Origin of the sequence: Anaerotignum sp., assembly GCF_031981185.1 — a bacterium.
Taxonomy (GTDB): Bacteria; Bacillota; Clostridia; order Lachnospirales; family Anaerotignaceae; genus Chakrabartyella.
The window spans coordinates 9,776-24,408 of the sequence record NZ_DALYUL010000015.1; the positions used below are offsets into that span (position 1 = coordinate 9,776).

The 14,633-nt window shown below is 39.4% G+C and carries 15 protein-coding genes; all 15 read right to left on the reverse strand.

Annotated elements, in window-relative coordinates; translation table 11 throughout:
- Nucleotides 1–812: terminase large subunit domain-containing protein (locus tag RTK36_RS09730; protein ID WP_312046623.1), on the reverse strand; the 812-nt coding region annotated here is incomplete at its 3' end.
- Nucleotides 796–1,245: a terminase small subunit gene (locus tag RTK36_RS09735; protein ID WP_312046624.1), complete on the reverse strand. Its 450-nt coding sequence runs from the start codon at nt 1,243–1,245 to the stop codon at nt 796–798. The genes RTK36_RS09730 and RTK36_RS09735, both read right to left, overlap by 17 nt.
- Before the next feature lie 267 nt (nt 1,246–1,512).
- Complete coding sequence (locus tag RTK36_RS09740; RefSeq protein WP_312046626.1) at nt 1,513–1,653, reverse strand: hypothetical protein; 141 nt, start codon at nt 1,651–1,653, stop codon at nt 1,513–1,515.
- 41 nt (nt 1,654–1,694) lie between these two features.
- A complete protein-coding gene (locus RTK36_RS09745) occupies nt 1,695–1,850 on the reverse strand; it encodes a hypothetical protein (RefSeq protein ID WP_200777681.1) in 156 nt (51 codons plus the stop codon).
- Nucleotides 1,851–2,415: 565 nt separating this feature from the next.
- Nucleotides 2,416–3,363, reverse strand: coding sequence for an AEC family transporter (locus RTK36_RS09750; RefSeq protein ID WP_312046629.1), 948 nt, complete (start codon nt 3,361–3,363; stop codon nt 2,416–2,418).
- A gap of 18 nt (nt 3,364–3,381) precedes the next feature.
- Entirely contained in the window at nt 3,382–4,134 is a 753-nt protein-coding gene (locus RTK36_RS09755) for an MBL fold metallo-hydrolase (protein ID WP_312046631.1), read from the reverse strand.
- Between the two features lie 512 nt (nt 4,135–4,646).
- A complete protein-coding gene (locus RTK36_RS09760; protein WP_312046632.1) occupies nt 4,647–5,114 on the reverse strand; it encodes a PPC domain-containing DNA-binding protein in 468 nt (155 codons plus the stop codon).
- 61 nt (nt 5,115–5,175) lie between these two features.
- Nucleotides 5,176–6,054, reverse strand: coding sequence for an NAD(P)-dependent oxidoreductase (locus RTK36_RS09765; protein ID WP_312046633.1), 879 nt, complete (start codon nt 6,052–6,054; stop codon nt 5,176–5,178).
- A gap of 15 nt (nt 6,055–6,069) precedes the next feature.
- Complete coding sequence (gene lpdA, locus RTK36_RS09770; protein WP_312046634.1) at nt 6,070–7,770, reverse strand: dihydrolipoyl dehydrogenase; 1,701 nt, start codon at nt 7,768–7,770, stop codon at nt 6,070–6,072.
- A 319-nt stretch (nt 7,771–8,089) separates the two neighbouring features.
- Nucleotides 8,090–9,331 carry a dihydrolipoamide acetyltransferase family protein gene (locus RTK36_RS09775; RefSeq protein WP_312046635.1) on the reverse strand — a complete coding sequence of 414 codons (1,242 nt, stop codon included), beginning with the start codon at nt 9,329–9,331 and terminating at the stop codon, nt 8,090–8,092.
- Nucleotides 9,332–9,348: 17 nt separating this feature from the next.
- Nucleotides 9,349–10,329 (reverse strand): alpha-ketoacid dehydrogenase subunit beta, encoded by a 981-nt coding sequence (locus RTK36_RS09780; protein WP_312046636.1) that lies wholly within the window; start codon nt 10,327–10,329, stop codon nt 9,349–9,351.
- Nucleotides 10,326–11,324, reverse strand: a complete 999-nt coding sequence (locus RTK36_RS09785; protein ID WP_331655010.1) for a thiamine pyrophosphate-dependent dehydrogenase E1 component subunit alpha — start codon at nt 11,322–11,324, stop codon at nt 10,326–10,328. Before RTK36_RS09785 ends, RTK36_RS09780 begins: the two co-directional genes overlap by 4 nt.
- Nucleotides 11,325–11,715: 391 nt before the next feature.
- Nucleotides 11,716–12,999, reverse strand: coding sequence for a TRAP transporter large permease (locus RTK36_RS09790; protein WP_312046637.1), 1,284 nt, complete (start codon nt 12,997–12,999; stop codon nt 11,716–11,718).
- Nucleotides 12,996–13,499 carry a TRAP transporter small permease gene (locus RTK36_RS09795; RefSeq protein ID WP_312046638.1) on the reverse strand — a complete coding sequence of 168 codons (504 nt, stop codon included), beginning with the start codon at nt 13,497–13,499 and terminating at the stop codon, nt 12,996–12,998. The genes RTK36_RS09790 and RTK36_RS09795 overlap by 4 nt, the downstream gene beginning before the upstream one ends.
- 259 nt (nt 13,500–13,758) lie before the next feature.
- A partial coding sequence (locus tag RTK36_RS09800) for a DctP family TRAP transporter solute-binding subunit (protein ID WP_312046639.1) occupies nt 13,759–14,633 on the reverse strand: 875 nt, incomplete at its 5' end.

Sequence of the window (14,633 nt, forward strand, 5' to 3'; positions counted from 1 at the left end):
ATGCTCTTTGCCCGCAATTTGTATACATGGTTATCAAAAGAAACTCCTGTAGCTACAAAAGCGTGGTTTGATTTGTTCCCTCCAAAATCGTGTCCAATTCCAATATAGTCAAAACTCTTGGGCAATTCCTCCTTAGAAACCATATATTTTTCAGGATTATCTGCGAACTCCTTATAAATCAGTCCTTCTGCCAGTGCCCATTTTCCTAATATGTATCTATCATATAAAACGGTACCCCTGTATTCTTTTTTTAAGTTTTCTACAAAATCCTTGCTTAAAAATGGATTGTCTTCCAAAATATAATTTTGCATATAAATGTCTGCATCACTTTGTAGAAACTTATAAAACCAATGGTTGGGACTTTCCGGATTGCAAGTTCCGTCAAAACAGCTGTAGGGCTTGTCCAGTCTGCTTTTTAGCATCTGAAAAACATCTTCATGCCAAGTTACTATCTCATCACCATAGCAATATTTGATGCTTGCTCCACGTATTCTGTCAACTTGATTCTCTCTGCCCGCCCCTAAGCAATAACATTTTTCTCCGAATAGCATTGCAGTGTTATCTGCGCGAATATCTGAGACAAGTGCAGACGTAAAAATTCTCTGTAATGGTTCAATAATATTTCTTTGCAGTGTTCCTTTCGTATTACCCAAAATAACTACAAGACCCGCTTTACCTCTTACCGCTCGAATTCTTCTGGGAATTATGTAATAATCCAAATATGTCTTACCTGAACGTGTTGCCCCCGATTTGATATTCCAGCGGCAGTTGGCATCATTCCAGTATTCCTTTTGCTTACTGCTTAGCTGCATTGTTTATCCCCTCCAAAATGCCATCTAACTTCTCGTAAATTTGTATATCATAGTCTTCTCTCGTTTTATCAGCCCACCCTTGAAAATTATTGGTTAGTGTGAATTTCGCCCCCTGTAATCCATCCTTATCATACAGTCGTTCCTCAGCATACGCCTCTAGCGTCAGCCTGGCCTGAGCAACAACCTGGGCATATTTCCCCTTGTATTCTAAAAAATCTTTTCTGCTTAAAAACCCAAGCGCGCAAGCAACACCCGAAACAGTCGGGGGCTTTGCTCCAACCATAGTGGGCTCTCCATTCTTTTGATAAATCACACTCCCATTCTCATCTCGTAACGGCTCTCCTTTGCACATTTTAAAATAATTATGCATCAGATCTTCCACCATCTCATTATTTTCATATTGTGGTATGCCTTTTTTATCCCATTTTGGCATTAAAAATACCACCCTCTCTCCCCAGACGAATTAAAAAATACTTTTTCTCAAAAATAATTCTTAATTATATTTTTCCTCTGAGGTAAAAAATTCTACACACCCATATACACACTTTATAAAACTTGTAAAACCACCCCTTGGAATGTCCCTAACTGCAAAAAAGCATATACTATAAAAGAACACCTAGGATGGAAAGCCTTTCTAAGGGGAGTATCAAATACTCTGCCCATCCATTAAAAATAGGGCATCCACTTGGATGCCCTATTTTTATCTTTTGGTGTTTGGACCCATTCCCTCTTTTACTGAGTTATGGGTATCATTTTGGTTCTGAACCTTTTGAGACATTGTTTCATTGTTAAATTTATTTTTACTTCTTTGTTCTTGTTGTTTTTTCTGATTTTTTTCCATAAGATCACCTCAACAAAAAATCCTGTTGTGTTGCAATAAAGTTAATTGATTCTACCGGCTTTTTCATGTCCATGTTTTGCTTTCCCCTGAATTTCAGGAACAGGGGGTGCATCATTTTTAGGAAATTTCGTCTTGTGGTTGCTCTCTGTTCCGTGGGGTTCTTCTGGATTTGGTCTTCTCATACCTGCTTTAGCCATTTTTCTCACCTCTCAGATATTTTCTCAAAAAACCGCTAAAAGGATACAGGAAAGAATTTCCCCATTTTTAAAGATTTCCAAAATTACCATGCTATCACTATACCACGGAGTGATGTTCCCTTTGTCCAGACTTACAAAAAACCCTAAACAGCTACATATTCATACAAAATCCAACAACTGAAATATAAAAATCTTAACTCTGCGTTACAAAACTATTTGTAGCCAGCTATTTACTTAGTAATATGCTATCACAACCAATAATTAAATTTCATAAAGTTTTCTTTCAAATAGTTTCTGCTCTTTTATATTAATTTTCATAACTTACCTTTTGGGCATAAAAAAAACAACTGCCTTTCGGCAGTCGAATTTGGGAGTGGGATAAGGCTTTAACACCCTTTCCCTTAATAAACCAACGGAAGAGGGACTTTCGTCGATTTATTTATGGAAACATATATTAAAAATGTTTCATCTATGTTATGAGTTAATTATATACAAGAAAGATCCAAAAGAAACGTAAATAAAGTGTTAAGGATTTCACCTTATCTGATATGCCTCGCAGATCATCCTATATAAGTCCAAGCCCCCTAAGAATATAAATAAAAAAGAAGAGTGTAAATGCCGAAAAAATCATGGAATAAATCAAAAAATCCCCAGCCAATTCATAATCCGCATCAAATTGTATGGCCATTTGGTAATTTGTAATTGCGGTAGGCGCCGAAACAAAAATAAAAACAGGAATTAATTCTGTTCCTCTCAATCCAAGAAAATAAACAGCTGGGAATAAAAAAACAATAGGCATAATTACTAATTTAGTAATCAAGCCAGCAGCCAGTGGTTTCAAATTTTTCTTGGCAGAGTGAAATTCAAACTGTCCCCCCAGAAAAAGGAAAGCCAGTGGTGTTGCCATTTTAGCAATATCTCCTCCTGCAGTGTGTAAAAAAACGGGCATAGGTAGTTTCAAGAGGTAAAATAACATTCCTATAATGACGCCCCATATAATCGGATTTTTCAGTGCATTCAGAAAGGCTTTTTTTGTACTGGGCCTCTCACCCATATCTGAAAAAGCTGAATAAACAAACACACCCATAGTATTTAGAATAGGTAGCGTGGCCGCCATAATTGATGTCGACAGCGCCACACTTTGGGCACCTCCCAGACTTTTGGAAAAGGGCAAACCGTACAGCATAAAGTTCCCTCTGTACATACACTGTATTATAACGCCAATTTTACGGCGATCTTTTACAAATTTAGGTATCAACTGCGTCATGACTCCAACGGAAACTAAAATTACACCAATGCAAAAAAAGATAATCTTAAGATAAGTAAAATCAATGTTTTTAGCATCATATAAATTAAAAAAAACTAACAACGGAAATAACACATTAAAACATAAGGCATTCCCCTTCGAAATAAAGTCTTCTGTCAAAACACCCTTGCGTCTTAGCATATATCCAAAAATAACTATACTAAAGGATGGTGCTACTGCATTAAAAGCAAATATAAGATTTTCCACCCATAAACCCCTTCTTTCTTAAAAGGACAGGTTTTGCCCACTTTGATTCCAAATTAAAATTTCTTCCCCTTCTTCTCTATACTTTTCCACATCTCTTTGTGCCATTTTATAATACATAAAGCGGTCGTCATCAGGTGACGGCAAATGATAAATAATCACTTTTTTCACTTTCATGATTTCACGCAAAATTCTTCTTCCCTTTGGATGATTAAAAAAAATAGGCGTTACAAAAGCAATATCCGCACAAAAATCCATTTCCTTCGCAAACTCTTCTTCATAATAATCTACATCAGATAAAAAAGCTAGTCTAACACCATCTAAATCCAATCGAAAGCATTGGTTTGGAATATCATAGTACTTTTTATCCACATGTCTCGTGGTAAAAACCTTTAGCTTAATTCCCTGTTCTAAATCTGCCTCGTTGTTTATATTAAAGGTTATTCTTCTATCGGAAAATTCTACTTCTGCCGCCGCTAGACCGTGGGTATCGTCAACAGGCGGAAAACAAATTCCCTTAACCTTGTTTGCAGCCATATACTCCATAAAATATGGCGTATAATAGTGGTCATAGTGAGAATGTGAAAAAAGCAAATAATCCACATTTGCTAATTCTCCCTTCCCTTTTTTCATTAATTCCCAAGCCCATACAGGCAAATCTGTAAAATTCTTTCCCAAATCCTTATAAAGCCCATCTAATAATATCCTAACTCCTTTATGAAACACAATCACGCCGGCGTTAGATACCAAAACGGCATAGCTTTTTTGTTCCATAAAACATCCTCCAAATCCTCTTTATTATTTTTATAAGAAAGGCGGCTAAAAAGCCGCCTCAAACAGTCGTAAAAGTTCTTTTAATATAGCGTTTCCCAAATAACACTTTGAAATAGGCTTTGCTCATCTGCATAAAACCAGGATCTTTTAGGTCACTTGGTATTAAGAGTCATTTGTTTTCGCAATATGATCAAATGATTGAAAATTTGGGGCGCTGTCTATACCCACTTACCCTTTATAAGTAAGACCAATTTGAATGAAAACGCTATAAAACATTTTCAGAGGGGAAAAGCATATTGGCAAAGAAGTCTCTGAGAATCGGCATTTTTCTTTACCATTTACTGCAGAGCTTCTTAACAGGTCATCAGAACATCGCCCTAAATTTTAACTGAAAGGAATAAAAAACCACTTCCTTTTCATTCTTAAAAAATCAATCAACTCAGAATTTAATTGTATTCTGCACAAGCGGTTATAATCCCGCCCAATGTCTCCCAATATATTATATGTCCTGCTTATTTCTGCTTAGGGGCAAAAATGAATACTTCCAAATCCTCGTCATATCCTCTGCCCATTTCGATGCCATCCACTTCTGCAATAACCACATCAACCGTCATAAGCACCTTATTTCCTTCAATCAAATGACCACCATGGCCTGTACCATACTGGTCAGATAAGCTGTAATGGACATGCAACAAGGTTTCCCCCTTGTCATCATGGCAAATCATGCCGGACAGCCCCACCAATTCAATGGCTCCTCGCAAAATGATAGGATCACCGTAGCCGTAACCTGCCTTCTTATCCTTCAACGGAACTGGATTAAAGAACTGTGCACCATCCAAACTCCCGATACCGCTCAAAATAACACCATCTTTGATACCGTAGTCCTTACAGATTTTTTCAAGCCCTAAAAGTACATCCTCACCGGGGCTCATTCTCGCAGCAACGATTCTTTTAATGTTTCCCTGTGCAGTTGAAATCATACTATTACTCCTTTCAAACCTCGCCTTTGAAGATTCATCTTTCGTGTGTCGCAAACTTTAATTACTTTACTTCAATGCCCATATCTTGCTCAAACATTTTCACAAGTGCGCACTGATCCTCATTAATTAAGCCAGCCTCATCCATTCTGTTCATGTAGTTTAAAACAAGGGTCGACATGGGTATTTCTACTCCCATATCCTCCGCAAGCTTTGTTGCATTTTTCATGTCCTTTTGATGCACTGCAATTCTGGCACTGGCACTAAAATCTCTACTGATAATTTTAGGTACCTTTAAATCCATCACCGCATTCTGGGCAAAGCCGTCCTTGATTGCATGAAATAATACCTCTGGGTCTAAGCCTGCCTTTACCGCAAAAGCAAACGCTTCAGAAACCGCAATCAAATTGCACCCAACAATCATATTATTGGCAAGCTTGGCAACATCACCACAACCAGAAGAACCCATATAGGTAACTCTGCTTCCAACACAAGCAATCAAATCCTCTACTTCCTCAAAAACATCCTGTTCCCCACCACACATAACAACCAGAGTGCCTGCAATGGCTCCCGTTTCACCACCACTGACTGGAGAATCAATTAAAGACATTCCTGCTGCCTTCACCTCAGGGTAAAGCTTGCGAATTACACCGGGGAAAGTAGAGCTAAAATCAACAATAATGGTACCCTTTTTACCCTGGGTAATAATGTCATTTACAACGCTTTCAACTAATTCATTTTTGGGAAGGCACAAGAAAATAATCTCGCAATTTTCATATATCGCCTTTGCGTCCCCCGTTGCAATTCCGCCGACCTCCGCAAATTTTTCTCTAGAGGTTTCCATCACATCAAAACCAATTACAGGTCGGCCGCTTTTTTTCAAAATATTTGTCGCCATGGGAAGACCCATGATGCCCATTCCAATAAAACCAAGCTTTTTCATATCGCTTCCTCCTAATTATTTATTGGGAATATGAATTGCTCTTTTTTCAGCTGCTAACGCTGCTTCCCTTACTGCCTCAGTTACCGTAGGATGTGCGTGAATTGTGGCAAAAATATCTTCCACTGTTGCTTCCATGCCGATGGCTAAAGCACATTCCCCAATCAAATCTGTAGCTCTTGGTCCAAGGATATGAACGCCCAATACCTCTTTATATTCCTTACCGATAATGAATTTAATCATGCCCACGCCACCATTCATAATCAGTGACTTACCATTTGCCATCAGCGGGAATTTACCAACCTGGAAATCGATGCCCAATTCCTTGGCTTTTTCTTCAGTCAAACCAACCCCTGCAAATTCAGGATCTGTATAAACACAGGAAGGATTTGTTGTTCCGTCATAAATAGCGTCCTCACCCAATGCATTTTCAGCAGCAATTTCACCCTGAGCAGATGCAACATGAGCAAGCATAACTTTGCCTAAGCAATCTCCAATTGCATAAACATTGGCAACGCTCGTTTCCATTTTGTCATTTACCGAAATGCGACCTCTATCATGGGTAATGCCAACCCCATCCAGATTTAAAGCCTCAGTATCTGTTCTTCTGCCTACAGCAACCAATACCTTTTCAGCTGTAAAAGCTTCTACCTTTCCACTAACTTCAACATTTACTTTTGTGACTGCGCCTGCTGCTTCAACAGACTGGACCTTGGCATCTGTCATAATCTTGATGCCTCTTGTTTCCATCATTTTGCGAAGCTGGGCCGTCAATTCACCATCCATCATCGGCAAAAGCTTGCTCATTGCTTCCACAACCGTAACCTCTGTGCCAAAACGAGAATATGCTGTTGCCAGCTCAATACCAATAACACCACCGCCGATTACCAATAAGCTCTTGGGCACTGTATCGAAGGAAAGGGCTCCGGTGGAATCCACACAATTCGCATTTTCCTTTACCCCGGGAATTGGAGGTACGGCAGGTACAGAGCCAGCAGCAATAATAATTTTGTCGAAAGTTAAGTTTTCTTTGGAGCCATCTTTCTTGGTAATTGATAACGTATCCTTGGAAGCAAAAGATGCAACACCCTCAATCACCTTGATTTTATTTGCCTTCATTAAGCCGCTTACACCGCTGACCAATTGATTTGTCACTGCATTTTTCTTCGCCTGAACCTTGCTCCAGTCTACACCTTTTACTTCCACATTAATGCCCAACTCAGCCATTTCCTTTGCCTCAGCCAAAGCTTCTGCGGAATGCAAAAGAACCTTTGTGGGGATACAACCAACATTTAAGCAGGTACCACCCAACTTATTCTTTTCAATTAAAGTTACCTCGCCACCAAGCTGTGCAGCGCGAATTGCCGCCACATAGCCACCTGGGCCACCGCCGATAACCGCAATTGTTGTTTTACCCTCTTTTTTAGGTGCAGATGCAACCTGAGGTGCCACCGCTGGAGTTGCACCGCCAACCACTTCGCCTGCTTGTCCTATATATGCCAAAATTCCCTTTACAGGTACATCCTTGCCTTCTTCTGCAACTATTTTGATCAGCGTGCCTTCCTCTTCGCTGGCTACTTCACTGGTCAATTTATCTGTGGTGATCTCTACAAGAATATCACCAACCTTAACGGTATCGCCTTCTTTTTTGATCCACTTGGAAATAGTGCCTTCTTCCATGGTCAAACCAAGCTGAGGCATTTTTACCTCTACTGCCATTTGAATTCCTCCTAATCTATTTCGTACCCATTTGTACAGACTATTTCTTTTTTTAAAAGGGTTATTATTCGGCAAAATTTTGAAAAGTCCTCCTTAGGCAGAACCTGCGTTAAGGAGGACCTCCCAATAGACGTGTGCTTTATAGAGGTTTGGGATAATAAAAATACTAGATTTGCAGTATTTCGGGTAGAGTTACTATAAAGGCGTCTACTTTGGTTTTTTTGAAAGGAGCCGAAACCCTTTTCCTTTTCTTTTGTAGTTTTATGCTAATATTAGCATTTTATCTTTAGTCATCATGCAAAAAACAGACTATATCGAATTAAAGTAAAATTTTCATAGGGTTTTCCAACAGCTCTTTGATTGCCAATTCAAACTTGGCAGCTGTTGCACCATCAATCAGTCTATGGTCAAATGTGAAGGAAATTCTCATAAATTGTCTTTTAGAGATATTGCCCTCATCATCCATTACCAACTCATCCTGTACTGCGCATACGCCCAAAATACCGGAATCCGGCTGATTCACAATCGGGTCGAAGGTTTCTACGCCAAACATGCCAAGATTTGAAATGGAGAAAGTAGAACCCTTATATTCATCCATACCAAGCTTGTTTGTTCTCGCTCTTTCTGCCAAATCTTTTGCTGTAGCAGAAATTTCTTCAAGGCTCATTTTATCAATGTCCTTCAAAACAGGAACAATTAAGCCCTCATCCAAGGCAACTGCCATGCCAACATTCACATGAGCACGCTTAATAATTTTATCTCCATCCAAAGTAACAAGGATGTGCTTGTTGTTTTTCAAAGCCTTTGCAACAGCCTTCAAAATAAAATCATTTACGGAATATTTTACGCCTAGATCTGCGTTAATTTGCTTGCGGAATTTCATTAAGTTTGTAACATCAATCTTCACGTTCTGTGTTACACTAGGGATTTCTCTGCGAGATTGTGCCATACGTTCTGCAACAACTTTTCTCATGCCCGCTAATTTTACAACTTCGTCGCCTTCCATTAATTCAATGGAGCCAGATGTAACCACAGGTGCAGATGCAGCTACGGGCGCAGGCGCCGCAACTGGTGCCGCCGCAGTAGATGTAGTCTGGGCTGCTGTTAAAATATCCTTTTGAACAATACGTCCTGCTGGACCGGAACCTTTAACGTTTGTGTAATCAACGCCCATTTTTGCTGCCGTTTTTCTAGCCAAAGGAGAGATACGAACTCTGCCACCAGCTGTAACTGCTACTGCCGCCATAGGTGCCGCCACAACAGGTGCTGCAGCTTCCACAGGTGCTACTGCCGGTGCCTCTTCTGCACTGCCCACCGCTTCTCCAGGTTCACCAATATATGCCAACAAGCCTTTTACAGGAATATCTTCCCCTTCTTGTGCAACGATTTTTAACACTGTTCCGTCAAATTCGCTTTCTACTTCGCTTGTCAATTTATCTGTTGTAATTTCAACAATAACGTCGCCGGCTTTCACCGCTTCGCCTTCTTTTTTCACCCATCTGGTAACGGTACCTTCTTCCATGGTAAGGCCCAGCTGAGGCATCTTTACTTCAAAAGCCATGACTTTCCCTCCTTTAATTACTTATTCAAAACTTTTTTCACTGCTTTTACAATGTCTGCAGGGTGAGGGAAGTTTTCATCCTCCAGTGTTGGGCTGAACGGAGAAACAATATTCAGGCCACAAACACGTTCTACCGGTGCATCTAATTCATCAAATAATTCTTCTGCAATCTGTGCAGAAATTTCACCTGCATAGCTGCCTCTTTTCACTTCTTCTGAAAGAACAATCACATTATGTGTCTTTGATACAGATTTTACTATTGCATCCCAATCCAAAGGAACCAATGTACGAAGGTCAAGGACTTCAACATGAATACCCTCTTTTGCCAATTCCTCGGCAGCTTCCAATGCAAAGTATACTTGACGGCTCCATGTGATTATGGTCAAATCGGTTCCTTCTTTTTTAACATTAGCAACGCCCAAAGGAATTGTGTATTCGCCTTCAGGTAATTCTTCTTTTTTCGCATATAACAGCTTATGTTCCATAAACATAACAGGATCATCATCACGCACTGCGGATTTCAAAAGACCCTTGGCATCAGCCGCTGTGGAAGGTGCAACAACTTTCAAACCTGGTGTGTGACAGAAAATATTTTCCAAGCACTGAGAATGCTGTCCTGCGTTTCTTCTTCCTGCACCCATTGGCAGTCTTAGTACCATAGGTACTGTTGCCTGACCGCCAGTCATATATCTCATTTTTGCCGCTTGATTCAAAATAGGGTCAGCAGCAACCATAATAAAATCATCATACATCAATTCTACAACAGGGCGAATACCTCTCATTGCCGCACCAACTGCCATACCGCAAAAGCCGGATTCAGAAATTGGTGTATCATATACTCTGTGTTCGCCAAATTCCTTTTGGAAACCTACGGTGATGCCGAAAACATTACCCATCTTTCCCATATCTTCGCCAAGAATAATTACATTTTCATCTCTTGCCATTTCTTCATGCAAAGCTTCACCAATTGCTTTGCTGATGCTTAATTTCTTACTCATCTTATAACACTCCTTTCATTATCAGAGCTATAAACGTCTGTTGTAGCTTCGGAAGGATCGGGATATTCGGAATTCACAGAGAATTCGTAAGCTGCATCCATCTCTGCCTTTACTTCTTCTTCAACGGTAACCAGTTCCTCTTCCGTTGCAACTTTTTCGTCTAATAATCTTGCTCTCATGTTAGGAATGCCATCATCTTTGTGTGCGTTTTCCATATATTCAGCGGGACGATAGTTAGCAGGGTCTCCGCAATAGTGTCCTTGATGACGGTATGTGATACATTCAACGATAGAAGGGCCATTGCCTGCTCTAGCGAAGTCCACTGCCTCTTTTACTGCTTCATAAACAACAACAGGATCGTTGCCATCTACTGTAGTTCCGGGGATATCATAGCCTTTTGCTCGAACTGCAATTGTTTCTGTATTTGTTACTGAATGAATGTTTGTAGATACACCATACTGATTATTTTCGCAAAGAAATACAACAGGAAGCTTCCAAGCTGCCGCCATATTCACCGCTTCATGAAAAGTACCTTGGTTTGATGCGCTGTCACCAAAGAAGCACAATGTAACATGCTTGTCTCCCAAAACCTTCGAAGCCAAAGCAGAACCTGTAGCTATGGGAATGCCGGCACCAACAATACCATTTGCACCTAAATGATGCAAACCTTCAACATCAGCAATATGCATGGAACCACCTTTTCCGTTGCAGTATCCTGTTTTCTTACCGAACAACTCAGCAAGCATTTTATCTAACTGCCCACCTTTTGCAATTGTATGTCCATGACCTCTGTGTGTTGTTGCCATGTAATCTTCTTTTTCCAAGGCATAGCAAGCACCAGCTGCTACAGCCTCTTGACCAATACACAGATGAATATTACCTGCAAGCATTCCCTTTGTGAAGCATTCAGCCGCTCTTGTTTCAAATGCTCTGATACGAATCATCATGCGATACAAATCAACGAGCATTTCTTTTGAATATTTCTTCTTAGCCAATGAAATCACCCTTTTCTTAAGTTTTTAGTAATATATATTATGTTATTTTGCATTGCTCTTAATTCTAATCTTGCCACTTGTAACTTGTCATGTCTGTTATACATCAACCTCTATCACCTGTAATACAAGCAAGTGGCGAATGAAAAGCCGTCATTTTTACGGCCAACTATCTTTGTTGTCTATCTTTTCTTGAAAGTCATTTATCTGTCGTTTCTCATAAGCCAATTATCTGTCGTTTCTCAAAAGCCAATTATCTGTCGTTTCTTATAAGCCAATTATCTGTCGTTTCTTATAAGCCAATTATCTGTGGTAAATTATATTTATTTTTATCTTAAGTATTTATTTATATTAGGTGCTGCTGTTTCCAACAGCACCCCTAAAACTAGCTATCTTAAATCTGACCAATCATCCTTGGTAAGAACAAAGAAATTTCAGGAACAAATGTTAATAAGAACAGAGCTAAGATACCTGCAATGAGGAAAGGAATAATCTTTCTGCAAATATCCGCAACTGGAATTTCTGCCACGTTACATCCAACATAAAGGTTGATACCAACAGGAGGTGTAATCATACCGATTGCCATGTTTATTGTTAAGAACACACCTGCATGAAGCAGACTTACATCAATTGCATTCAAAACAGGAACAATGATAGGTAACAGGATATAGAATGCAGAGTTTGCATCAAGGAAGCAACCTGCAATCAGGAAAATAATATTAATTAACAGTAAGATTATATATTTGTTGTCACTTATCGCAAGTACCATCTGAGATAACTGGCTTGCAATCTGACTTGTAGTCAAAATCCATGCAAATACAGCAGCAGCACCAATGATAAACATTACAGTAGCTGATGATACAGCGGATTCCATAAAAATATGATATAAATCTTTCAGTTTAATTTCTTTGTAAATAAAGATACCTACAATCAAGCCATAAATTACGGCAATACCAGCAGCCTCAGTAGGTGTGAAAACACCTGCGTAAATACCACCCAAGATAATAACAGGCGTCATTAGCCCCCAGAAAGCATCTTTAAAAGCAATCCATCTATCTTTGCTACTCATTTTAGGCTGAGGGATGATTTCCTTGTTTCCTCTGGAATCCCAGGCAGCTGCCATATAATAAGCAACACCTACAATAACACCAGGAATAATACCTGCGGTAAACAACGCACCAACAGAAACATCAGTACAAGAAGCATAAACTACATATGCAATACTGGGAGGAATAATGATACCGATTGCACCGGAAGCACTAACCAACGCAGCAGGCATATTTTTACCGTAGCCAGCTTTTACCATTGCAGGGATCAAAACAGGGCCAATTGCAGCAACAGTGGCAGGGCCTGAGCCTGAAATCGCAGCAAAGAAGCATGCAACGATAACTACAACTGCCATTAAACCACCTTTTCTGTGTCCAACACAAGCATTTGCAAAAGTAATCAAACGCTTAGAAATACCAGCATACTCCATAATACTACCAGCTAAAATGAAAAATGGGATTGCAAGCAATGTAAATTTGGCCGTTCCGGAGTATAAAATGCCAGGAATAACGGAAAGAGGGAATTGTCCGTACATCAAGCCTACTGATGCCGCTAAACCAAGAGAAATTGCAATGGGCACATTGAGAAATACGAGCAGGAAGAATAACCCAAAAAGAATTAAAGTCATCATGCCTTTGCACCCCCTTCTTTCCCTTCATTCCACAAGCCTTTCACCTGTACATAACTAGCCTGTATAATACGAATGATAACAAATACTGCACCAACAGGCATAGAAAGCCCCTGAACCGCCTGAGGCATTCTTAATACAGGAGTGGTTGAACCCATAGCCATCTGCCCCTGTACCATTACAATACCAAAGTAAAAAACAAGTATCATAAAAATCAAGCTGCAAACCGCACCAAATAACGCAAACATAGATTTTGCTTTACCATGAAATAAATCAACAACAAAGCTCATACCTAAGTGTGAATATCTTTTAAAGCCAGCCGCAACACCCAACATTGTTACCCATACAAATACTGTAACTGTCAACTCTTCTGTAAAAGAGAAAGAACTCGCAAAACAATATCTAAACACAACGTTGAGGAAGTTCATAATTGCCATATACGACATCATAATAATGATGAGCGTCTCTTCAAAATAATCAAGTATTTTGCCAAGCAATTTCATCTTTCTCCACCTTTCTTTCGTTCTTTATTTTTAATACACGCCAAATAACTTGATTGCTTCTAAAAAATAAGTTGAACATCAAAAAAATCTTTTAGCGCATCTTTTTCTTTTGTTTTTTATGTATTTATGTAAAATTCCAAATAGATTACTGTTTTCTGAAGTTAATTTGCACATTTTGCAGTAAAAAGAGAGGGCAAGGACGGTGTGTCTACCTGCCCTCTCGACACTACAGGTTAATAATTATAATAAAACGGTTTAATTATTGAAATTTGTAGCCAAATGCCGCAAATGCTTCGTCACCATACTGTGTTCTGTAATCATCGTAAATTGGAGCAACAACAGCCTTCATTTCTTCAATTGCTTCGGGAGATAATTCGTTAACTTCTACACCGATGCCCTTAAATTCTTCAATAATTTTAGCATCCATATCTCTGGAAGCTGCTACCTGTGTTGCACATGCTTCTTTACCAGCTGCGTCAAAGATAGCCTTATCTTCGTCGCTTAATTTATTCCAGATATTACCGCTTACGCTCAAGATAATTGGATCGTAGCAGTAATTCCAAATAGTCATATATTTCTGAACTTCTTGAATCTTTGCAGATCTTATTGTGTCATAAGGATTTTCCTGACCATCAATTGCACCCTGCTGTAAAGCTGTAAATACTTCACCAAAAGGCATCTGTGTAGGGTCTGCACCTAAAGCCTTAAATACATCAACCAATAAAGAAATCGCAGGTACTCTAACCTTCAGCATAGACATATCAGCTGCTGATGTAATAGGACGCTTGTTGTTTGTAATCTGACGGAAACCATTTTCACCAATACCAACTACATGAGCACCCTTAGCTTCAACTGCTTTTTTAATAAATTCAGAACCGGTAGACCCGTCGTTGAAAATGTACTCATCTACGCTGTCATAGCCATTAGGGAAAATCCAAGGCATACTGATTACTGATAATTCAGGTACTACGTTAGAAATAATCATGGAAGAATGAAGATCAACGTCTGTTGTGCCGTTGAATAACATTTCAACACCCTTTGTCTGATCGCCAGCTGCAAGCTGCTCGTTTCCGTAAATTGTTACTGTATATCTGCCTTCGGTACGTTCCTCAATTAATTTCTTAAACTCATTTG